Genomic DNA, 20499 nt, shown 5'->3' on the forward strand with positions numbered 1-20499 from the left:
ACCTGCTGTCTTTGGATAAAGAACAGCTTTACATACTATAACACTTTTCAAAATGCATGTCAAGAAAAAACCTTCACCGGATTTCTTCTAAAATCAGCCAACTTTGTTGGGGTTAACTCTTACGCCAGGGCCCATGGTGGACGCCACAACACAAGACTTCACATACTGTCCCTTGGATGCTGCGGGCTTTGCTTTTACAATCGCGCCCAGCAGAGCATTAAAGTTTTCCTGCAGTTTTTCCTGGCCAAAAGAAACTTTGCCAATGGGGCAGTGAATGATGTTCGTCTTATCCAGACGATACTCAATCTTACCGGCCTTTGCTTCCTTAACCGCTTTCGCGATGTCCGGAGTAACGGTGCCGGCCTTGGGGTTAGGCATCAAGCCGCGCGGGCCCAGAACCTTACCCAAACGACCAACCAGACCCATCATGTCGGGGGTGGTGATCAGAACGTCAAAATCCATCCAGTTTTCAGACTGAATCTTCTGAACCATATCTTCAGCGCCGACAAACTCAGCACCGGCCTCTTCAGCCAGCTTCTGGTTGTCGCCCTTGCAGATTGCCAGAACGCGAATCTGTTTGCCGGTTCCGTTGGGCAGAACAATGGCGCCGCGAACCTGCTGATCCGCATGGCGGCCGTCAACGCCCAGCTTTACATGGACTTCAACTGTTTCATCAAACTTTGCAGTACCAGTCTTCACACACAGCTCAAGAGCATCCTGAGGATCATAAAGCTTTGCGCGGTCAACCAGCTTTGCACTGTCTACATATTTCTTACCGTGTTTCATTGGTTTTCCTCCCTATTGAGTGGTAAAATCGGATTATTCCTCCCACCCGGGTGATCAATCTACGACTTCAATGCCCATGCTACGTGCAGTACCGGCTACCATGCTCATGGCAGACTCGATATCAGACGCGTTAAGGTCAGGCATTTTCTGCTCCGCAATCTTCTTGACCTGCTCACGGGTAACTTTTGCAACTTTAGTTTTGTTCGGAACGCCCGAACCACTCTCGATTCCGCATGCCTTCTTCAGAAGAACCGCTGCGGGCGGAGTTTTTGTAATGAAAGAGAAAGAACGGTCTGCATAAACCGTGATGACGACAGGGATAATCAAACCTACGTCATTCTTTGTGCGCTCGTTGAATTCCTTCGTGAACGCCATAATGTTGACACCATGCTGACCAAGCGCCGGACCAACAGGGGGCGCCGGGGTTGCTTTGCCGGCGGGTATCTGGAGCTTAATAAAGCCCGTAACCTTTTGAGCCATTTTGTTGCACCTCCAAAATTCGTGGTAGATGGCGGAACGACCTTATTATCGTCCCTCCCACAGGGGCACAGCCCCTCATAATGAGCGGCAAAAACCGCTTATTACACCAAATGATTTTATTCCACCGGTTCTGCCTGATCAAGTTCAAGCTCGACCGGGGTTTCGCGTCCAAACATGGATACCGTGACGCGAACACGGTTTTTGTCCAAATCCACTTCTTCGACTGTTCCGACAAACCCTTCCAGCGGGCCATCCACAATATGAACGGAATCACCCACCTGATACGAAACCTCCACGGTTTTCTTCTCCACGCCCATGCGTGCCACTTCCTCATCGGTCAATGGAATCGGCTTGGACGAGGGTCCCACAAAACCGGTACAGCCGCGGATATTGCGAACCACATACCAGGATTCATCGGTCAGTGCCATCTTCACCAAAACATAGCTGGGGAAAATCTTGCGCTCCACATCGCGTTTTTTTCCGTCTTTAATTTCTGTTACGATTTCAGTCGGAACGCGAATTTCCTGAATCAAATCCTGAAGCTGACGGTTTTCCACCGTTTTTTCTAGGTTAGACGCTACTTTGTTTTCATACCCAGAATAGGTATGAATCACATACCACCTGACGTCTTCCGGCATAGTCATTTCCTCCGCTTATTTCGCAATATTCATGAACAGCCCCAGCAGATTCATCATTATTGTATCCAGACCAAAGATGAAAAGACCAATAACAAAGATTACTGCCAGTACGACGCCGGTATTCTGAAACACCGACTTAGGGGTAGGCCAGACGATTTTCTTGAGTTCATTTTTGCAGTCGCGGAAAAATTTCATACCGGCTCTGCCGGCATTGGCCAGAGCGTTGACTTTTTTTTCCTTCTCAGCCATTTGTTTTCTCCCTTCGACTTACTTCGATTCCTTATGAACAGTATGTTTCTTGCAGAATCTGCAGTACTTGTTCATCTCAAGCCTGTCCGGGTCATTCTTCTTGTTCTTCATTGTGTTGTAGTTACGCTGTTTGCACTCTGTGCAGGCTAATGTGATTTTCACTCTCATGACGGCACCTCCCGTTTCACGGAAAAATATTGGATCCGTAAAGGACCACGGCCTCCCTCTAAAAGGGCGCAAAAAAATAACCCCTTACTGAGGTATTTTGTATTATACCACAGTATCGCCCCACCGGTCAATAGTTTTTTTCATGTCCGGCGGGGCTACGGCTGACTTTTTTCCTTTTTTTACAATTGCAAAACAGAAAAAAAATCTGCGTTTATTTCATATCGTTCAACGTTTTGAGCATGTCCTCGCTGTACTTGGGCTTCTTCTTTTTCTTTTCGGGCTTTACTTTCTTCCCTTTAAAATCTTTTGCCTTGTTATACACTCTGGCAAGATCCGGGCTGAAATGTTCTGAAAGATTCTGCAATGCTTTGGGATTTTCAATTCCGTTGAGCAACACCATGGTGATAATGGAGCGAACATCCATATCGCCATTTTCATACACATCATTCAGAATACCGCAAAGCTTTTTAAATGGTTCGGTATTGGAATAATTTACCGCCAGCTGCTCTACTTTTTCTATAACATGCTCTTTGGCAAAAGTGGCGTTTCGCACATCGCCATAGGTAGCTCTTTCCTGTACTATCTCTGCCTTTAGCTCTGGAAAAATCACCGCCAAACGGTTATAGAAAAACTGCGGATCGCTGGTGCTGTCGTCGTCTTTTTTCTTCTTTTTCTTCTGCTGACGAACAAGCTCCTTGCGGGTAGAACCCCCCAGTGTTTCAGAGAAATCCTCCCCAATACCGGAAGCATAAGCCGCGCTGTCTGTTTCCGGATCAAAAGCCCAGGTAGAAATGGTTTTCCACTCCTTGTCCGGCTCATCCTCCTTCATCTCACAGGCCCGCAGATGAAACTGCTTTGTCTGTGTTTCATACAGCACGCTGTATGCCGCATTTTCACTGGTATATATGGCAACCCGGCCCTGTTCCTCCTGCACGTCCTCCCTTTTTTCAAAGCCTTGCTCTAAAAGAGTGGACCGTACCTTTTCGGCAATCAGGTCAAATGCTTTTTGTTCCAACTGTCATCACTCCTGCTATTTTTCGCCCGGGCGCCGCCCGTGGATGCTCGAATGGGTACACGAATGCGTACATATGGGATTTAGTATACACTATTTTTTATTTTTTGTCACTAACGCATTTCTGAAAAAGATTTATTTATAAGTTTGGTTTCCCGTTGTGTAATTTCCATCAAAAAGTCAATATTTTTTAAATTCGAACCACTTTACTATCGAACGCTATAAATCAGTGAATCATATTAAGGCAGAACTGTTAATCTATAGGTTTGAAAACAGGCCGGCAGGCAAAATAAAGCATCATTTAAAAAAGTCGTGTGTATAAAAATGTGTTTATAGAAATAGAGATACAAATTAAGGAAAAGATACTATTTGATATTCTGTGCTGTTTTGTATTTTTTCCAGGAATAAAACTGCCATACCTGTTCGAAGCAATGTTTCTTTATGAAAGCGAGAATTCCAGATTGCGCGTGACCCCGTGTTGTGTTATCATATATATTTGAAATATTGTATTTTGGATCCACAAGGCATGAAGCACCTCTCTTCCCGCGTATTCTTTAGGGAAGCGCCGGTTTGGAGCGCCATGTGATTTTGCGTGGATACGGAGGGAATGATAATGTCAAAAACAACTGTTGCCGTCCTGTTTGGCGGCTGTTCTTCCGAACATGAGGTTTCCCGGGTTTCGGCAGCCTCTGTGATTCAGAATATTCCCAAGGATAAATACGACGTGGTAATGGTAGGCATCACCAAAGAAGGCCGCTGGCTTCTGTTTTCCGGTGACGCTGCAGAACTGCCCGACGGCAGCTGGGAAAAGCACCCCAAAAACCGCATCGCGCTGATTTCGCCTGACCGCACCCATCGGGGCATTTTAGCCCAGACAGAAAGCGGCTTTGAGGTAATCCCTGTGGACGTGGTATTCCCCGTTTTGCATGGAAAGAACGGAGAAGACGGAACCATTCAGGGACTGCTTCAGCTGGCGGGAATTCCTTTTGTGGGCTGCTCTGCACTGGCTTGTGCCGTTTGTATGGATAAAGCAATCACCAACAGCCTGCTTGAAACCGCAGGAATTGCACAGGCTCATTACCTGTGGTTTTTTATGGATAATTACCGCACCGGCGCAGAAAAGATTAAAATAAAAATTGAGGCTCGGCTGGGGTACCCTGTGTTTGTAAAGCCCGCCAACTCGGGCTCGTCTGTGGGGGTCAGCAAAGTCACCCGTGCAGAAGATCTGGATGCCGCCATTCAAAAAGCAGCCCGGGAAGACACCAAAATTGTGGTGGAAGAAGCCATTGACGGGCAGGAAGTGGAATGTGCCGTTTTGGGACTGTCCCGCCCTGATGCTTCCATCGTGGGTGAAATTGCTTCCGGCGCAGATTTTTATGACTATGAAGACAAATATAATAAATCCAGCGAGGCAAAACTTTATATTCCCGCGCGAATTCCGGAGCAAACCGCCGAAGAAATTCGAAAAACCGCAATGCGCGCTTACCGTATGCTCGGGTGCAGCGGCCTGGCTCGGGTTGATTTCTTTGTCCGTAACAGCGACGGGGCCGTTCTGCTCAACGAGCTGAATACTTTGCCCGGCTTTACCAGCATCAGCATGTACCCCAAGCTTTGGGAGGCTTCGGGCCTGTCGTATCCCGAACTGCTGGATCGGCTGATTCAGCTGGCCTTTGACAAAATTTATTTTTAATATTCCGGATTGCCGGAGGACACCGTAAGGAGAGGAACCCATGCGGGAAAACTATTTGATCAATATCGTCGGGCGGCAGCGCATCGACGAGGAAGTGGGAGAAGTCACCCTAACGACCCTTGGGTCTTATGTGACAAAAGGAAACACCCGCTATATTGTGTATAAGGAATATGATCCGGATCGGAACAACGCCGCCACAACCTCGGTGCTGAAAGTAGACGGCACCCATACCGTCACTTTGATGCGGGGCGGCGGTGACAATACCCGCCTGATTCTGGAAAAAGGAAAGCGGCATCAGTGCCAGTACAACACCGGCATGGGTGCTTTGATGGTGGGGGTATTCACCAATGACGTTCATTCCCGCCTGCATGACAAAGGCGGCGAACTGGAAGTGAATTACACGCTGGATATCAACGCCGACTTATCCAGCATCAACGAAATTTTTATCACCGTCAAGGAGGCAGAAAACAAAGATGTCAAAAATAGTACAGCAGGCTACTGAACAGTTAAGAGAAGCCATTCTGAATGCAGCCGGGCGTGCGGTTGCGGCGGGCGAACTGCCGGCCGAACCGATTCCGGCCTTTACGCTGGAGATTCCCGCAGATCGCTCCCACGGGGACTGGTCTGCGAACATCGCGTTGGTTTCTGCCCGCCCTTTGCGCCTGGCGCCCCGCAAAATAGCGGAACTGATTACCAAGCACCTGATTTTGGACGGAACCTTTTTTGACCGGTTTGAAATTGCCGGCCCCGGCTTTTTAAATTTCTTCTTTTCCCCTCGCTTTTATGTGGAGGTGTTAAAGGACATTACCGCTTTGGGAGATCAGTATGGACGAAGCGATTATGGAAAAAATAAAAAAGTTATGGTGGAATTTGTTTCCGCCAACCCCACCGGCCCCATGCACATGGGCAACGCCCGCGGCGGTGCTTTGGGCGACTGCCTTTCTGCTGTTTTGGATGCAGCCGGCTATCAGGTGTGGCGGGAATTTTATGTGAACGACGCCGGAAACCAGATTGAAAAATTCGGCGCTTCTCTTTCTGCCCGCTATTTGCAGCTGTTTTTGGGCGAAGAAGCTGTGGAATTCCCCGAGGACGGTTATCAGGGCGAGGATATTCGGGACAATGCCAAGGTGTATGCTGAAGCATTCGGCGACAAGCTGGTAAAAGCCGATGAAGAAACCCGCCGCCAAAAGCTGGTGGAATACGTTCTGCCCCGAAACATTGAACGGATGCAATCCGATTTGAAAAAGTACCGGATTGAATATGATCAGTGGTTTTTAGAAAGCACACTGCATCAGAACGGTGAGTTGGAAGAAACCCTGAAACTACTGACCGAGCGGGGCATGACCTATGAAAAGGACGGCGCGCTGTGGTATCGGGCCACCGAATTCGGTGCAGAAAAAGACGAAGTGCTTGTTCGTCAGAACGGAAACCCCACCTATTTTGCAGCGGATATCGCTTATCACCGCAACAAAATTGAAAAGCGCGGTTATGATCTTTGCATCGATGTTTGGGGAGCCGACCATCACGGCCATGTAGCCCGCTTGAAGGGTGCACTGGATGCGGTTGGCCTGAGCGGAAAACAGCTGGATGTGGTTTTGATGCAGCTGGTAAAACTGACCCGCGACGGAGAAGTGGTGCGCATGAGCAAACGGACCGGAAAGGCCATTCAGCTGGCCGATCTGCTGGACGAAGTGCCCGTGGATGCCGCCCGGTTCCTGTTCAACATGCGTGAACCCAATTCCCAAATGGAATTCGATTTGGATTTGGCCGTGCAGCAAGATGCCCAGAACCCGGTGTATTATGTTCAGTATGCCAATGCCCGTATTTTCAGCATTCTGCGCACTTTAGAAGCAGACGGCATCAAGCCCCGCGCCTGCACCGATGCAGAGCTGGCTTTGCTGAACGCACCCGAAGAAATCGAGCTGATTCGTCATCTGTCTTCCTTTACCGGTGAGATTGTTCAGGCTGCCAAGGATTACGATCCGGCCCGCATCAACCGCTATGTGGTCACTTTGGCCACCTTATTCCATAAATTTTACAATGCCTGCCGTGTGCGCGGTGAAGAAGAAAGCCTGGCAGCAGCCCGGCTGTGCTTGTGCGCGGCGGTTTCCACCGTAATTCGCAACGTGCTTTCCATGTTTAAGATTTCTGCACCGGAATCCATGTAAGTTTACGGTGTCTTAATTACAGGAGGATATCATCATGAGTGTTCCATGGACGCTGCCCTTCCTAATGGGCGGTCCTTCCGCTGCTGATTTTCATATTCCTGCCGCCCGTGACGATTTGAGCGCGGAACGGTGGATGCTGGAAAACAGCTCCCTTTTGCGGGAAAAACAAGAGCAGTGGCTTCGTGCCGGAATCGGCGGCCTTTGCGCCCCCACCGCCTTTGCCCACAGCTTTGCCCCACAAAGGGAATCCATGCAAGAAACGGTCAAACAGCTGAACACCGGCTTGTTGGAAATTACCCGTCAAGCGGCAGAGGGATTCGGCGTGCCGGTGGGCGCCCGAGTAGGCCCCAGTGGTTTGTTTGTGCCACCCTGTGGGAACGCGGAATTTGATGATATTTATGACGGTTACCGGGATCAGATTCGTGTGCTGGAAAAAAGCGGCGCACAGTTTCTGCTTTTGGAGAATCATTCTTCCCTCGCTGATATGCGGGCGGCTGTACTGGCTTCCCGTACTTCAGGAATCCCGGTGTTTGTCACACTAACCGTGGATGAAAGCGGAAAAACGTTGGCCGGCGGCGGGCTTTTGCCCGCAGTTATTACATTGCAGGCCATGGGTATAGAAGCCATCGGATTGGGCGGATTTTTGGCTCCGGAAGCCATGCTTCCCCTTTTAAAAGAAGTGCTGCCCCATGCTTCGGTTCCATTGTGCGCGGTTCCCTGCGCTGACACTCTTTCTGCCGAAGAATTTGCCCGGCAGATGGAGGAGCTTCTCCGGATAGGCGTTCCGGTTCTGGGAATCAGCGGGGAACAAACGCCCCAGCATTGGCAGGCTTTGCAAACCATAATGCAACAGCCCTTCACCTTTGGTCTGGATTATGCGGACGCAGACTGCTATGCAGCGGCAACGGAAACAGAAGCTTTCTTTCTGGGCAGTGATATCACGCTAAGTGAGCCTATCGAATGTTCCAGTGCGCTGGATGATGACCTGATTGACTTAGACGACGAACAAGTGAACGCCGCACTGGTGGAACTCAACACCTGGGACGACGTGATGCTTCTTTCTCAGGCCAGTTCCATGACCCGTTTGCCTTTGGCCGTTCGCACCGACAGCCGAACCATACTGGACGCTGCACTGCGCTATGTTCATGGGCGGCTGATTGTAGACAGCAACTGCCAGATTGACAACGAACTGATTGAGCGCGCCGCCGCCAAATACGGGGCAATTGTGTATTGATATTTTATCCAATTGGATAGAACGAAAAGCCATGAAGATTCATGGCTTTTTTCTTTTGGCTTTATTCCTTTATTTTCTCTGGATTGCTTTAGAAAAACATTCTTCTCATCTTTCCCTTGCCCCTCAGGCTGAAGGTGGGGCTTGTTTTTTCCACCGGACAGAAAGGCTTATTCTCTATTAAATATTTTTATTTTATTGTTCTTATAAAAATATTCTTCTTCTTTCTACTTCGCCCCTCAGGCCGGGGCTGGCCCCTACTTTCTTTCAAGAAGAAAGTAGGCAAAGACTTGCCAAGGCTCTGCCTTTGGAATCCGTTTAAAATCAGGGAAAGACGAAAGTTTTGTGTAACGCGCCGCTAAATCGTGGGTGGCGCACTCGCCTCCGGCGGCGCACTACCGCACGGCGGCGCTGTCGAAAGCTAGGTTCCATTTCTTCTACGTTAGCTATGTGCAGTCACGCCAACCAAGCGCCACCTTTGGCGCGATTCCGCGTGGTTTACGTCTTATTGTTTCCGGTTTCCAAAGGCGGAGCCTTTGTGTCGTTGAGAAGGGGTCCAGGGGGAGAGGATCGAAACTCTCCCCTTGGAAAGCCTTTGCTTCCTTTCGTCTTTTCACGAAAGGAAGTGCCTGCCCCGGCAAGAGGGGCGAAGTAGAAATAAGAAGAATCTTCTTAGAAAAACACCCAAGCCTGAGCTGGAACAAAGAATAAGGCAGAAAGCAAACCTGCCCGCCCCGGCATAAGAGCAATGCTTTTCGGCTTACTCTGGTTTCTCTGTGTAACAAAAGCAAAGAACCGTTCTTTGTGCAAAAGAACGGTTCTTTTTTTGCCCGGGGTAAAGTTTTACCCGCAGCCATTCCGCAGGGAACCCTCCGCTTTCTTGCAGTGTGTTCCTTTGGCTGCATAGTGGCCTTTGAACGCCCATGACAATTGTATGCTTACAGACTTAGGTTGGAACGGCTGGGCAAAGAAGGCGCCTGTAAAAGCGCATTTTATGTGAGTATTTTAAGGGGAAAATAGGATCACGAAAAAATCCCAGCCTGTTCCGAACCGCTGCCTGTAAGGCAACAAAAAAGCGCGGTACGGATGGGTCTCAACTTCCAATCCATATACCACGCTCATCAGTCGTGCACGGATCATACCCACCCCGCAGAACTCAAAATACCCCTTGGCCAATTCCCATCTCCTCTGTACAAGAGAGGAAAAATAAGGTATAATGATCCTGCAAATGTGCGGTTGATCCGTTGTATATGGAGCCCACTTCTCCGTATACAGGGGGCGAGGTGCTCGAATCACCTCGTTCCTGCATTTGCACTTTATTTGTGCCTTACACCCAGATTATACCAGTTTTGGCAATGGAATGCAAGAACAATAGTGCGGTTCCGGGTGTTTTTAATGGGAAAATTTGTCACATAAACAGCACATCCGTCATGATAAAATTTGCGGGAATGTCCCTTTTTTATCGAAGAAAAGAAAATAAAACGCAAAAGGCACTGTGAATCACAGTGCCTTTTTTGCGATGTTCTTTTGTCAAATGTTCCCTCAACAAAAACAGGTTAGCCTTCTGCATTTTCGCTGGCTTCTGCAATTTCTCGGGTTTCGTGAACAGTTCCGCGGGCATGCTGCGGCGGCGCATAAACAGAATATAACTTCAAGGGCTGTTTTCCCGTATTGATTAGGTTATGCCACTTGCCGGCAGGAATTACAATCGCATAGCCTTCTTGAACCGGTTTTTGAAAATTCAGTTTGTCTTTTGAATCGCCCATTTTCACAAGCCCTGTTCCCTGCTCGATTCGTATAAACTGATCCAGGTGCGGATGAACTTCTAAGCCAATGGATTTCCCGGGTTTTATGTTCATCAAAGTAAGCTGCAGGTATTTTCCGGTCCACAGAGTAGTGCGATAGTTTTTATTATCCTTTGTCGCTTTTGCAATGTTTATCACCAGCGGATCTGGGCCACAATCTTTAATCGGCGGCATACCGCCTTGAGCGGGGGGGCGATTTCCCCTTCGATTGGTTTGGTTGCATCCACAAGATTGCCTTGTATCCATTCTCATATTCCTTTCCGATCATTAAGATACTAATATCCTATGCGGAATTACAACAAGAAGGAACCGTTTCAATGCCAGTTCTAACAGAATAAAGAAATGAAAAACGGTTTTCTTTTAAAAGTAGAAAAACAAACAAAAAAGCGCGGCTTTACCAACGGTAAAACCACGCTTTGTTTTTTAAGATCCTGTTTTGCGGGACTGCTCTTGGTTGAGCTGTTCTTCCAGCGCAGTAATCGGAAATCCGAGCGCATCATCCACCGGAAGCGCAAAAGACATTCCCCTTGCCTCGGTACAAAAACCGCATTTCTGACAAATCGACTTCATGATTTGCTGTTTTGTTTCACGCGGTGTTAAAATCAGGATAATCTCTTTTTCAGGCTGAATTGAAATCCCCAGAAAATTTTCCACCTCGTGGTTTCCCACGCCGCGTGCTAAAACAATGGTTCCTCCAGTTGCGCCGCCCAGCTCTGCCGCTTTCATCACCTGCTCAGAGTACCCTCGGTTCACAATTGTGATGATTAAATTATACTGGTTCGCAGCAATCACAGGAATCCCCCTTTCCTTTTTGAAGCTCTCCAGCCATCATGGCTAAAGTTTGTGCCCCACCCACACTGGAAATCGGGATTGTAAAAGCAACGCCGCTGCCTGCTTTATCCAAGTGCATTTCCTGATGCAGTTTTTCCATCAGCGCCGGAACTTTTTCTGCCGGGGCAGAGCTTAAAACCACATCTTTTTCGGTTTCGCCAATTCCCAAATAATTCAGAAGCTCTGAACTAGCCGTTCCACGCCCCAGAAAAATATAATTAAATGAAAAATTTTCGGTGTTCAATATTTTGGACACCTTTTCCCCTTGATGGCGATTTACAATCGCAACGATCAACGAAAGCTTTTTCGACAAGACTGTATCTAACATTTTCTTGTCCTCCTTATCATTCAGGGCCACATGACAAGGCTGCGCCCCAAAAGAACAAGCGAGCAGAAAAATCCCTGCCCAATGCCCCACAGGCCTGACAATACCTTGCATTCTCCGTCGTTACATTATATAGAATTTCCTACCTTTCGTCAATCCCTACTCTATCTTTCCGGCGTGCAGGAAATCGATGCCGGCCGAATTGGGGCGAAACACAATCCCACTCACATTTTTCCCACAGGCATAATAGCTATTCTTGTAATAAACAGGATAAAATACCGCATGGGCGTTCAAATAATTTTCTGCCTGAACATAAGCCGACAAAGCCCCGGAATCACCGGATTGTTCTGCTGTCATCAAAAGCTGATCCAAATCCCGGCTGTTAAGCTGCGAAGGATTTTCCGGATAATCCGAACGGAAAACCGAAAGCAATTTGCCGTCTTGTTCCGGATGAATTCCCGTCAGGGCAATCTGATACTCCCCAGATCGAATGGCAGAGCGCAAATCACTTTCTGACATTGGCTTCATGCTGAAATACTTTCCGGTTTGGCGGTTCCATGCCACCAGCATTTCATTCACCATACGTTTGGCCCGCTCTGTATCCGGGCACAAAATGGTGATATTTGAAAACTCGTCGAGTGTCAATTCCTTTAAACCGGCCTGAATCAAAGCCTTGCTTTGGCTGTTTTCTTTTAAATACCCTGTTGAGCCCTGGGCATGCTGCCGGTAATTATTCCCCATCAACACTGCCTGCGGGCCAATAATGTAATCTGCCGGCTCTGCGTTTTCCGGAAGATGCGCCAACAGATTCTGCCGCGGCAGCGCCATTACCAGACCCTGACGAATTTTTTCATTTTGCATGATGGGTTCCTGCGTATTAAACGCAAGCCCCCAAGTAATATCTTCAAAAGAAGTGATGGCCAGCCCCAATTCTTTGGCCTGTTCCACCTGCTCTTCTGGAATCGGCGCCGCATCCACCGTGGATTCTGACAAAGCCTTTAAGGGATCCGACAGATCCACTTCCGACCCTTGCATAGAAAACATCAACACGGCGGGTTTGGCCGCCTGATTGCCCCGATAAAGTTCAGAACGGCTCAATTTCAGACTTTTGCCGTGATCCCAACTGAGTTTCCCCTTCAGATGAAAGGGGCCATTACTTAAAATAGACTGAAATTCCAACCCGTATTTGCCGTGGGTTTCTTCAAAAAAGGTTTCATTGCAAGGCATAAAGACGCTTTCAGAAGTCAAAGCGGGAAATTCCACATAAGAATATTCCAACTCTACCACCAAAGTCTTATCCCCTTCTGCCCGAACACCAAGCTGATCCGGCGGCAGAGCGCCGCTGTTAACCTTTCTGGCATTTTTCAAAACAAACATGGGGCGGCATGCCGCCGACTGCGTCTGAGGGCTGAGCGCACGGCGAAAAGCAAACACGAAATCCGATGCGGTTACCGGCTTTTCATCGGTCCAAACTGCATTCTGCCGCAGCTGAAAGGTAAATACCGTATGATCTGCGTTTGCGCTCCAGCTTTCAGCCACACCCGGCACTGCGTTGCCGTTTTCATCTAAGCGTGTCAATCCCTCATAAAGAGCCCCAATGGCCAGTTTGGCAGATTGGTCGGCGGCAATTTGGGGATCCAAAGTCTGGGGCTCCTGCCCCAGATAAAAATGTATCGTTTTGTCCGCCGTTTCATCCTTTTTGGATCCGCAGGCAGGGAATGCCAGCAGAATAGACGCAATCAGAATGGCGGAAAGAAGCCTTTTCATTTCATCACCTTTTATTATTACTATCAGTTCAATCTGTCTTTATTTCATATGTAAAAAATTGCCGATATTTTGTTCTTACAACCTATCGGAAAGCACTCATGATAAAAATGGAATAAAAAAAACAAGCAATTGTCAAGACAAAATTCGGCACAGCCATGCCTCTTGATTTTTTCTGTTAGTTTACGATTATTCTAGCATGTTTGGAATCTGAATGCAACGCGGACTGCGCCGTGATTACAACAATAAAAGCAGCAAGGCGCTGGCTTTGCTGCTTTTATTGCGGCGCACCGGAAAACCGGATTGCCATTTGTTAAAGAAGGAAGAGAGTTTATGAAAAAATCGTTGTAAGCATTATAGAATCAGCCCCCGGAGGACTGCGCCAAAGAAACCGACGCCGTAAAGGTTTTGCCGGTTTTGGATCTTGTGACTTGAAGCTTTACTTCTTCACCGGGTTTTTTAGAAGTAATTGCACTGGTGAGCACCGTGCTGGAATCAATGGCTTTTCCATCAATTTCAGTGATAACATCACCGGCTTCAATTCCCGCCGCACTCACAGAGGGATTCATCACTGAGGACACATAATAGCCCACCGGCAGGCCATAGAAACGAGAAATCATCGAATCCACAAACTGACCGGAAACCCCCAGCATAGCGCGATCTTTGACATAGCCATATTCTTTCAGGTCATTAATAATAGGCTGGGCTTCATCAATGGGAATGGCAAACCCAAGACCCTCATAGCCCTGCGCCACAATTTTGGAGGAGTTAATGCCGATGACCTGACCTGCTGTATTTACCAGCGCACCGCCGGAATTTCCGGGGTTGATGGCGGCATCCGTTTGAATGCACTTCATCACATAGCCATTTTGGCTGCTGGTAATTTCACGGTTGAGTGCCGAAATGTAGCCGATGGTCACACTGGAGTTAAGCTCTATGCCGCCCGGATTACCGATTGCCATGACGGTATCTGCCACCTGAAGGTTAGCAGATGTGCCAAATTCGGCGGCTGTCAGGCCCGAGGCCTCTATTTTCACCAATGCCAAATCAGTCACGCTGTCACTGCCCACCAGCTTGGCCTCATAACTTTGGCCGTCTGACAAAACAACTTTTAAAGAAGTTGCCCCTGAAACCACATGGGCATTAGTAATAATATAACCATCTGAAGTCGCAATAATACCGGAACCTTCGCTTGCGGGCGATACACTGGAGTCATTGGTGGCCGTGGTGGTTCCCCGCCGCATTCCCTGGTTCTCACTGATTTGATAATTCTGAATACATACCACTGAGGGGATCACTTTTTTGGCAATTTCCTGCACAGTCAGTTCTCCGCCGGTGGCCGCTGTGGGGTTCACCAGCGCCGAATTGCCGGAAGAAGTGGTTTTTGTTCCGCTGGCCTCGCTGCTTTGGGAGCCATTTAGCGTAACGTAGCCATTGTTCACCAAAGCCACAAATCCGCCAATAGATCCTGCAGAAATCATCAGACAGGCCAAAGCGCCGCACAGGACTTTTAATCCCAATTTGTTGCCTTTGGGGTTTTCGGGATCTCTGGAAGAGCCACCCGATCCCCGTCCGCCGGATCCGCTGGATCGATAGGAATTGCCATCCCACTGAACCGGCTGGTTCAAATTATTCCACTGATAATTGCTTCCGGTGGTGTAATTATCACGTTGTGTGTCGTCTTTATCATTAAAATCGCCATAGGGATACATTTCATCAGATCCTTTCCTTTTACGACCACGTTTTCTCGTTAGTCTTAGTATGCCAAAGGAATGTGAAAAAGCTATGACTTCCAGTTATATTTTTTATGACAGAATCGAAAAAAATATGTGACTGAAAAATAGCAGAAAATAGCGAACAGACAAATTCCGCCTTCATTTGATCAGATAAAGCCAATATAACACTGCCCAAAAGCCGGCACCAGAATATCTTGCCCAAAAGGCATCTTTTCATCGATAGGGATTCATCCGCAAAGGTTCTCACGCCCAAGAGCAAAATATTTAAATTCTATTTTTGGCAAATCGGCTCACAAAAAGAGATTTCAAGATCTTCTTGCCATTTTTTGTATTTTTTAATGCATTACGCAGCCAATTTGTTGCCATTTCTTCTGATTTGTTTTCAATTATATTCCGCAAAAGCACAATTATTGCAAGTTTTAATAATTGTTCCTGCAAATCCTTGCAAAATGTTTCAAAATATGGTTAGATAAGAACATGAGCTAATTTCATATACCACATAGAAAGGAGATTGCTTATATATGTACCAAGCATGTATTTTTGACTTTGACGGAACATTGGCTGATACTTTGGATTCCATTGTGTATTTTGGTAACTCTGCTCTGGCGGAATGTGGATATCCGGCCATCGACCGTGAAAAATACCGTTATCTGGTTGGTAAGGGCTCGGATCTGCTGATGAGAGGTATGCTTCAAGAGGTTGCCCCCAAAGGATACACAGAGGACGACGTGATGCTGCTGCGCAGAATTTATGAAAATCTGTACGAGCACGACCCGATGCACTTTGTGGATCAATATGAGGGGATGGAGGCTTTGCTTAACGAGCTGAAAGCCAAAGGCATTAAGCTGGCGGTGTTATCCAACAAGCCCCATAACATTACCGAAAGACTGGTGACCATGCTGTTTTCGTCGGATCTGTTTGACGTGTGCTATGGCCAGCGCTTTAACGTGGAGCGCAAGCCTTCACCGGAGGGCGCTTTGGGAATTGCCAAAGAACTTGGCTTGCAGGCCAAGGATTGCCTGTACATTGGGGACAGTAACATTGACATGCAAACCGGTGAAGCCGCAGGCATGGACACTGTAGGTGTTCTGTGGGGATTCCGCTGCCGCGCCGAACTGGAGCAAAGCCATGCAAAACATATTGTGCGCAGTCCGCAGGAAATTTTGAAGATTGCGTTGGGAAATACTGAAAAGAATTAAAATAGTCCTTTTTGGGGATGAGTTGAAAACAGACCGGTATCATTGGGATACCGGTCTGTTTTTCTGTTAAACGATAGTTCGTGTAATCACCTGAAGATGATCGCCCGGCTTTTTAAAGCAGATTATTTCAAAGAACTCTGTACGGCAGATGAAATCTCAATGCCGCGCTCAATGCCTTTGTGCAGGGCATCTGCAAAAGGTTCTTGCCGCTTCAAACTGTTCACGATGGCCTCGGTAATTCCACCCTTTGTGGCCATTTTTGCAATGTAGGCGTCAATTTCCTCCTGTGTTCTCAGGGAAGGACGCACCTGCTTTGCCCAATCATACAAATCCAAAAACAGGGGATATTCTTTCCCAATGGCACAGACACCTGCCTGAATTTTTTCCGGATCCGATTCTTGCAGCATAGCCGCCGGCAGACACACGGCAGCGGAAAACGCATTCAGGTCCCCTTCACCGGAAAGCGGAATTTTCTGCACCCGCATCTGATTTAGCAGACCAGCCAGCACCTCTTGTTCCGGATAGATCGCAGCCACGCCCTTTCCTTCTAGAATCGTATCCGGCCCGCTCAGCATCATGCGATAAATCCGCTCTGCAGAAAACACCTTTTGCAGCAGCGAAATCGGCAGACCAGCGGCACAGGAAACAATCAAAGCATCTTTTGCTGCCCGGTTTCCCTCCATGGACATGATATCCTGCGGCTTTATCGTAATGAACAGAATATCCGCTTGTTCCAAAATGGTTTGATTTTCACAAAGGCAAGAAACCAGCCCTTTTTCTTCCAACTGTTGATAAGTGGCGGGGTTTCCCCGGTACGAAAGCATCAGCTTCTCTTTGGGAAAACCATTTTGAATCAGGGACAATGCAATTCCCTGCCCCAAATGACCGCACCCCACAATTCCCACTTTCAGTTGGTTCACACCACAAAAATCCATATACTTAGCCCTCCTTTTGACTCATCACATTTCGCTTAACTGAATAACGAGCAAATAAAAAATTCGCCTGCTGTTCGGGTAAAGCCGGCACCGCAGCCCTGACCCGAACGGGCAGACGAAACTTATTTTTGAAACACGCAAACCAGCGAAAATATTTTAGAGCGAAACATCTTATAATCCCAGCTGAGCTGCCTGCACCATAATCGCTTTCGCAATGGGGCCGGCAGATGTACGCCCGTAATTGCCTTCTTCCACCACCACGGCAAATGCATAAGGTGTTTTGGGATCGGCAGAAAAGCCAATCATCCAGCCGTTGGGCTTTTTACCCCCGCCAACCTCTGCGGTGCCGGTTTTCGCGCACACGCTCATCCCGGGGAACATATTATCCCCATAATCGTTGGTCACGTTATAGCGCATCAAGGTTTTCAGGGTTTCTGCCGTTTGGGGCTTTAACAGCTGCGTGCCTAATTCTGTTTTTCCCTGCTGCACCACCAACCCCAAATCCGTTTTAATCTGCTGAACAAAATAAGGCTGCACCGGTGTTCCCCCATTGGCAACGGCTCCCATCAAAAGCATCATATGATACGGATTGGTCATAACGGTATACTGGCCGATTCCAGACCAGGCCAGCTCCTGTTGCTGTGCACTGCTTACATTGTATTTGCTTTGCGCGGTAGATATCCCATCCACCAAAAAGCTTTGATTAAACCCCAAAGTGCTGGCGGTTTCCGTCATTTTCTGTGGCCCCAGATCCATAGCAAGCTGCGCAAAGGCAATGTTGCAGGATTTGGCCAAAGCATTCTGAATCGAAATTTTTCCATGAACACTTTCACAAGTGATTTTATTGCCGTTCACCGTCATGCTGCCCTTGCATTCAAAGGTCAGCGAATCCCAACCGGGAATATTTTCAATGGCGGCGGCTGTGGTCACCACTTTGAAAATTGAGCCGGGGGTGTAACTGGCAGAAAGCACTTTATTGAGATAGGCACCTTCGTATTTTGAATTGGTGTCAATGTCTTTCGGGATATTAGAGGGATCAAACCCCGGGGTGCTGACCATCACAAGCATTTCGCCTGTCTTGTAGTTGTAAAGAGCAACTGCCCCCCGCCTGCCATTAAGCTTTTCATAAGCAGTTTTGGAAAGTTCCGCAGATAAGGTCATGCGAATGTCATTGCCCTTGGCCTTCCCAGTGGGCGAAGTCAGCCCTGTCCACGGGTTATAGCCGCCGATTTCAGTACGGTAACGGTATTGTACTCCGGTGGAAATATAACCGTTGGTATCCCCCACTGCGTGCAGCATTGCCCGGCGAGTGGTTTCATCGGCCGGATACACCCGTTTGCCGTCCTGTGTCTTGGCCAAAACAACTCCGGTGCGATCCAATACCGCCCCTGCACTGGTCAGCTGGCTGTCGCCTGACGCATACTTATTAAATGGCTGCATGGCCCATGCACCGCCATCGGTAAAATACCCGAACAAAAAAACGCCCAGTCCCACAAAAAAGCCCAGCACCATCAGATAAAGAACGCCGGCACGTCCTCCTGTTGTTTTCATGCGCTCTTCCTCCTTGCGGCATAGGTTCTTTCATCTGACGCTTTCATAAACGCCAAAAGTCCCCACACAGATATCATGCTGGAACCACCGGCGCTGATAAAGGGCAAGGTAACACCAGTCAAAGGCAGAACGTCGGTGGCGCCGAAGATATTCAGTGCGGTCTGGAACAAAAGCATCCCTGCTGCCGAGCAGGCCGCAATGGAATAAAAGGTGGAACGGCTTCTGGTGGCGTCCAACTTGGTATAAATCGAAAACATCAGAATACAAAGCACCACTACAACCGCCAAAACCAATCCCAGTTCCTCACAAATCATGCCAAAGACCAAATCGCTGGTTCCGGCAAATACATTTTTTAGGTGGCCTTCCCCCATGCCGGCGCCAAACAGGCCGCCGCTGGCGGCATAAGACAGCACACGGGTCTGCTGATAACCGGTTCCGTCTGAAAATTCCCACACATGGCGCCAGACGGCAAATCGATCTGCAATATAAGGTTTAAATTTTAAAATCATAAATGCGCCCAGAACAGCTGCCGAACAAGCCAGCACCACGGTACGCAGGCTGCCGGAACGCATAAACGAAATCAGCAAAAAGGTCACAAAGAAGATGGATGCGGTTCCAAAGTCCCGCATTAAAAACAAAGAGCCAATGCAAATTCCGGAAAACACCAGGAATTCAGTCAGGTTCTGTGTGGTTTGCAGCCGATCTAAAGTAGATGCGCCTGCAAACACGAAAGCAATTTTAATAAATTCAGACGGCTGAATCGTAACCGGCCCTATGCTAATCCAGTTTTTTGCACCATGGGCGGCAATACCGAAGGCCAAATTGACCGCAAACAGCGCCACCGCCGCAAGACCAATGGCAAAACGCCATTTGGCTACCCGATCCAAATTCCCCATAAAGGGGATTAAAATAGAAAATAGCATAATTCCGCCCGCCATTGCAACAAGCTGCGTATAGGCAAGCTTTAAATCGGCTCCGGCCAGCAGCATCACTCCGATTCCGCTGAGCAAAAATCCGATGGTTTCCAGTTCAAAACTGACCCGATGTAACACCCGCATGGAATAAAAGTAAAGTCCCCATTCCAACAAAGCCAAAGCGCCAAAAGGAATCAATGGCTCATAAACAAAGGCTGTACCGCCAAAACAAAGCTGAGCCACCAAAAAAATCTGAATCAAAAATACAGTGAACATCAGCCCCATGGGCGAAGGAATTTTACGGTTCCATTGGAACAGCGCTCGCTTCTTTTTAAAGTCCCCTTCGTTTGCCCTTTGAAGCATCACCGCCGTGGAACCCATTGCAATCACATCACCCGGCATCACCGGCAAAGTGGGCTGCGCCCGTGTTCCATTGACAAAAGTGCCTGACTTGGAGTTGGTATCCGTAATCAGCCATCCGGATTCCCGGCGCATCAGCACCGCATGATCCCGGCTGGCGGTATGATCGGGCAGCACAACATCGCAGCTTCGGCTTCTGCCGATGGAATTTTCCCAGTACAACACTGGAATTTTCACATGAGTTACCATTTCTTCCAGCAAAATCACCGGATCTTCTCGCCGCCGACCGCGCCGCAGCGACACAAAACACCGCCAGAGCACCACCGCTGAAAGCAGAGGAATCAACACCCGAAGGACAAACAGAACCACGGTAAGCGTGGTTCCCAAAAATTCCATTATCTGAGCCAGCAAGGGTATCCCCCTTTCTTTTTTCAATTCATTGTGCGTTTTTCTAAAAAACGGCAATGCAGTCTTTCCCTATCTTGTCCCAAAAGCGATGCAAGGTATATTTTGCTGTTTTGGGTTGGTTCATTCTGTCTAAAATCCGGTCATTATAAATTCTATTATTACTCTGTTTCTGGGAATAAAAAAACGAAATCGCCATTGCTAACAAGATTGCAATGGTTTGCATAGAGGAACACTTCTCTATCATTCGTC

The 20499-nt window shown here is 48.1% G+C and carries 20 protein-coding genes and 1 other annotated feature (1 of these 21 running past the window's edge); of the genes, 6 read left to right on the forward strand and 14 right to left on the reverse strand.

Annotation, left to right across the window (positions count from 1 at the left end; translation table 11 throughout):
- Window positions 1–33: a sequence feature (ribosomal protein L10 leader region), on the reverse strand; it reaches 128 nt to the left of the window's first position.
- A gap of 60 nt (window positions 34–93) precedes the next feature.
- From rplA to C1A02_RS05095, 6 genes are all read right to left on the reverse strand, one after another.
- Entirely contained in the window at window positions 94–786 is a 693-nt protein-coding gene (rplA, locus tag C1A02_RS05070; protein WP_101697130.1) for a 50S ribosomal protein L1, read from the reverse strand.
- A 54-nt stretch (window positions 787–840) separates the two neighbouring features.
- On the reverse strand, window positions 841–1266 hold the full coding sequence (gene rplK, locus C1A02_RS05075; RefSeq protein ID WP_101697131.1) for a 50S ribosomal protein L11: 426 nt from the start codon (window positions 1264–1266) through the stop codon (window positions 841–843).
- A 116-nt stretch (window positions 1267–1382) separates the two neighbouring features.
- Entirely contained in the window at window positions 1383–1904 is a 522-nt protein-coding gene (nusG, locus tag C1A02_RS05080) for a transcription termination/antitermination protein NusG (protein ID WP_101697132.1), read from the reverse strand.
- A 15-nt stretch (window positions 1905–1919) separates the two neighbouring features.
- Window positions 1920–2153, reverse strand: coding sequence for a preprotein translocase subunit SecE (secE, locus tag C1A02_RS05085; protein ID WP_207204874.1), 234 nt, complete (start codon window positions 2151–2153; stop codon window positions 1920–1922).
- Window positions 2154–2171: 18 nt separating this feature from the next.
- Window positions 2172–2321, reverse strand: a complete 150-nt coding sequence (gene rpmG, locus C1A02_RS05090; protein ID WP_101697133.1) for a 50S ribosomal protein L33 — start codon at window positions 2319–2321, stop codon at window positions 2172–2174.
- A 211-nt stretch (window positions 2322–2532) separates the two neighbouring features.
- Window positions 2533–3336, reverse strand: a complete 804-nt coding sequence (locus C1A02_RS05095; RefSeq protein ID WP_101697134.1) for a DUF7674 family protein — start codon at window positions 3334–3336, stop codon at window positions 2533–2535.
- A gap of 610 nt (window positions 3337–3946) precedes the next feature.
- Between C1A02_RS05095 and C1A02_RS05100 the strand changes: the two genes are divergently transcribed.
- Genes C1A02_RS05100 through C1A02_RS05115 form a run of 4 tightly spaced genes read left to right on the forward strand, consistent with a single transcriptional unit; the run spans window position 3947 to window position 8425 of the window.
- Complete coding sequence (locus tag C1A02_RS05100; RefSeq protein ID WP_101697135.1) at window positions 3947–5023, forward strand: D-alanine--D-alanine ligase family protein; 1077 nt, start codon at window positions 3947–3949, stop codon at window positions 5021–5023.
- A gap of 40 nt (window positions 5024–5063) precedes the next feature.
- Complete coding sequence (locus C1A02_RS05105; RefSeq protein WP_101697136.1) at window positions 5064–5525, forward strand: YwiB family protein; 462 nt, start codon at window positions 5064–5066, stop codon at window positions 5523–5525.
- Window positions 5497–7191, forward strand: coding sequence for an arginine--tRNA ligase (argS, locus tag C1A02_RS05110; protein WP_101697137.1), 1695 nt, complete (start codon window positions 5497–5499; stop codon window positions 7189–7191). Before C1A02_RS05105 ends, argS begins: the two co-directional genes overlap by 29 nt.
- 34 nt (window positions 7192–7225) lie before the next feature.
- Window positions 7226–8425 carry a homocysteine S-methyltransferase family protein gene (locus C1A02_RS05115; protein ID WP_101697138.1) on the forward strand — a complete coding sequence of 400 codons (1200 nt, stop codon included), beginning with the start codon at window positions 7226–7228 and terminating at the stop codon, window positions 8423–8425.
- A gap of 1553 nt (window positions 8426–9978) precedes the next feature.
- Here the strand turns inward: C1A02_RS05115 and C1A02_RS05130 are convergent.
- The 4 genes from C1A02_RS05130 to C1A02_RS05145 form a co-directional block, all read right to left on the reverse strand.
- Window positions 9979–10473: a cupin domain-containing protein gene (locus C1A02_RS05130; protein ID WP_243577925.1), complete on the reverse strand. Its 495-nt coding sequence runs from the start codon at window positions 10471–10473 to the stop codon at window positions 9979–9981.
- A 177-nt stretch (window positions 10474–10650) separates the two neighbouring features.
- Window positions 10651–11019 (reverse strand): P-II family nitrogen regulator, encoded by a 369-nt coding sequence (locus C1A02_RS05135; RefSeq protein ID WP_101697142.1) that lies wholly within the window; start codon window positions 11017–11019, stop codon window positions 10651–10653.
- A complete protein-coding gene (locus tag C1A02_RS05140) occupies window positions 10997–11386 on the reverse strand; it encodes a hypothetical protein (protein ID WP_101697143.1) in 390 nt (129 codons plus the stop codon). Before C1A02_RS05140 ends, C1A02_RS05135 begins: the two co-directional genes overlap by 23 nt.
- Window positions 11387–11542: 156 nt before the next feature.
- A complete protein-coding gene (locus C1A02_RS05145) occupies window positions 11543–13150 on the reverse strand; it encodes a peptide ABC transporter substrate-binding protein (protein WP_101697144.1) in 1608 nt (535 codons plus the stop codon).
- A gap of 211 nt (window positions 13151–13361) precedes the next feature.
- Between C1A02_RS05145 and C1A02_RS13835 the strand changes: the two genes are divergently transcribed.
- Window positions 13362–13484 carry a hypothetical protein gene (locus C1A02_RS13835; RefSeq protein WP_279385500.1) on the forward strand — a complete coding sequence of 41 codons (123 nt, stop codon included), beginning with the start codon at window positions 13362–13364 and terminating at the stop codon, window positions 13482–13484.
- Between the two features lie 25 nt (window positions 13485–13509).
- Here C1A02_RS13835 and C1A02_RS05150 read toward each other — a convergent pair whose 3' ends face one another.
- Entirely contained in the window at window positions 13510–14859 is a 1350-nt protein-coding gene (locus C1A02_RS05150; protein ID WP_101697145.1) for a S1C family serine protease, read from the reverse strand.
- A 545-nt stretch (window positions 14860–15404) separates the two neighbouring features.
- Between C1A02_RS05150 and C1A02_RS05155 the strand changes: the two genes are divergently transcribed.
- The gene (locus C1A02_RS05155) at window positions 15405–16082 is read left to right on the forward strand and encodes an HAD family hydrolase (protein ID WP_101697146.1); all 678 of its coding nucleotides are present in this window, start codon (window positions 15405–15407) and stop codon (window positions 16080–16082) included.
- A 122-nt stretch (window positions 16083–16204) separates the two neighbouring features.
- Here the strand turns inward: C1A02_RS05155 and C1A02_RS05160 are convergent, their stop codons facing one another.
- The 3 genes from C1A02_RS05160 to C1A02_RS05170 all read right to left on the reverse strand — a co-directional run bounded on the left by C1A02_RS05160 (window position 16205) and on the right by C1A02_RS05170 (window position 20253).
- Window positions 16205–17017 carry a pyrroline-5-carboxylate reductase family protein gene (locus C1A02_RS05160; protein WP_101697147.1) on the reverse strand — a complete coding sequence of 271 codons (813 nt, stop codon included), beginning with the start codon at window positions 17015–17017 and terminating at the stop codon, window positions 16205–16207.
- A gap of 171 nt (window positions 17018–17188) precedes the next feature.
- A complete protein-coding gene (locus C1A02_RS05165) occupies window positions 17189–18568 on the reverse strand; it encodes a penicillin-binding transpeptidase domain-containing protein (protein ID WP_101697148.1) in 1380 nt (459 codons plus the stop codon).
- Window positions 18565–20253, reverse strand: a complete 1689-nt coding sequence (locus tag C1A02_RS05170) for an FtsW/RodA/SpoVE family cell cycle protein (protein ID WP_101697149.1) — start codon at window positions 20251–20253, stop codon at window positions 18565–18567. The genes C1A02_RS05165 and C1A02_RS05170 overlap by 4 nt, the downstream gene beginning before the upstream one ends.
- Window positions 20254–20499: the final 246 nt, after the last annotated feature.

The sequence above is a fragment of the Clostridium minihomine genome (assembly GCF_900240385.1).
Lineage (GTDB): Bacteria > Bacillota > Clostridia > Oscillospirales > Acutalibacteraceae > Faecalispora > Faecalispora minihomine.

Bases quoted from the DNA above. Each gene is read 5' to 3' on its own strand.
- rplA (WP_101697130.1), bottom strand. From the start codon at position 786: ATGAAACACGGTAAGAAATATGTAGACAGTGCAAAGCTGGTTGACCGC.
- rplK (WP_101697131.1), bottom strand. From the start codon at position 1,266: ATGGCTCAAAAGGTTACGGGCTTTATTAAGCTCCAGATACCCGCCGGC.
- nusG (WP_101697132.1), bottom strand. From the start codon at position 1,904: ATGCCGGAAGACGTCAGGTGGTATGTGATTCATACCTATTCTGGGTAT.
- secE (WP_207204874.1), bottom strand. From the start codon at position 2,153: ATGGCTGAGAAGGAAAAAAAAGTCAACGCTCTGGCCAATGCCGGCAGA.
- rpmG (WP_101697133.1), bottom strand. From the start codon at position 2,321: ATGAGAGTGAAAATCACATTAGCCTGCACAGAGTGCAAACAGCGTAAC.
- C1A02_RS05100 (WP_101697135.1), top strand. From the start codon at position 3,947: ATGTCAAAAACAACTGTTGCCGTCCTGTTTGGCGGCTGTTCTTCCGAA.
- C1A02_RS05105 (WP_101697136.1), top strand. From the start codon at position 5,064: ATGCGGGAAAACTATTTGATCAATATCGTCGGGCGGCAGCGCATCGAC.
- argS (WP_101697137.1), top strand. From the start codon at position 5,497: ATGTCAAAAATAGTACAGCAGGCTACTGAACAGTTAAGAGAAGCCATT.
- C1A02_RS05115 (WP_101697138.1), top strand. From the start codon at position 7,226: ATGAGTGTTCCATGGACGCTGCCCTTCCTAATGGGCGGTCCTTCCGCT.
- C1A02_RS05130 (WP_243577925.1), bottom strand. From the start codon at position 10,473: ATGGATACAAGGCAATCTTGTGGATGCAACCAAACCAATCGAAGGGGA.
- C1A02_RS05140 (WP_101697143.1), bottom strand. From the start codon at position 11,386: ATGTTAGATACAGTCTTGTCGAAAAAGCTTTCGTTGATCGTTGCGATT.
- C1A02_RS05145 (WP_101697144.1), bottom strand. From the start codon at position 13,150: ATGAAAAGGCTTCTTTCCGCCATTCTGATTGCGTCTATTCTGCTGGCA.
- C1A02_RS13835 (WP_279385500.1), top strand. From the start codon at position 13,362: ATGCAACGCGGACTGCGCCGTGATTACAACAATAAAAGCAGCAAGGCG.
- C1A02_RS05150 (WP_101697145.1), bottom strand. From the start codon at position 14,859: ATGTATCCCTATGGCGATTTTAATGATAAAGACGACACACAACGTGAT.
- C1A02_RS05155 (WP_101697146.1), top strand. From the start codon at position 15,405: ATGTACCAAGCATGTATTTTTGACTTTGACGGAACATTGGCTGATACT.
- C1A02_RS05160 (WP_101697147.1), bottom strand. From the start codon at position 17,017: ATGGATTTTTGTGGTGTGAACCAACTGAAAGTGGGAATTGTGGGGTGC.
- C1A02_RS05165 (WP_101697148.1), bottom strand. From the start codon at position 18,568: ATGAAAACAACAGGAGGACGTGCCGGCGTTCTTTATCTGATGGTGCTG.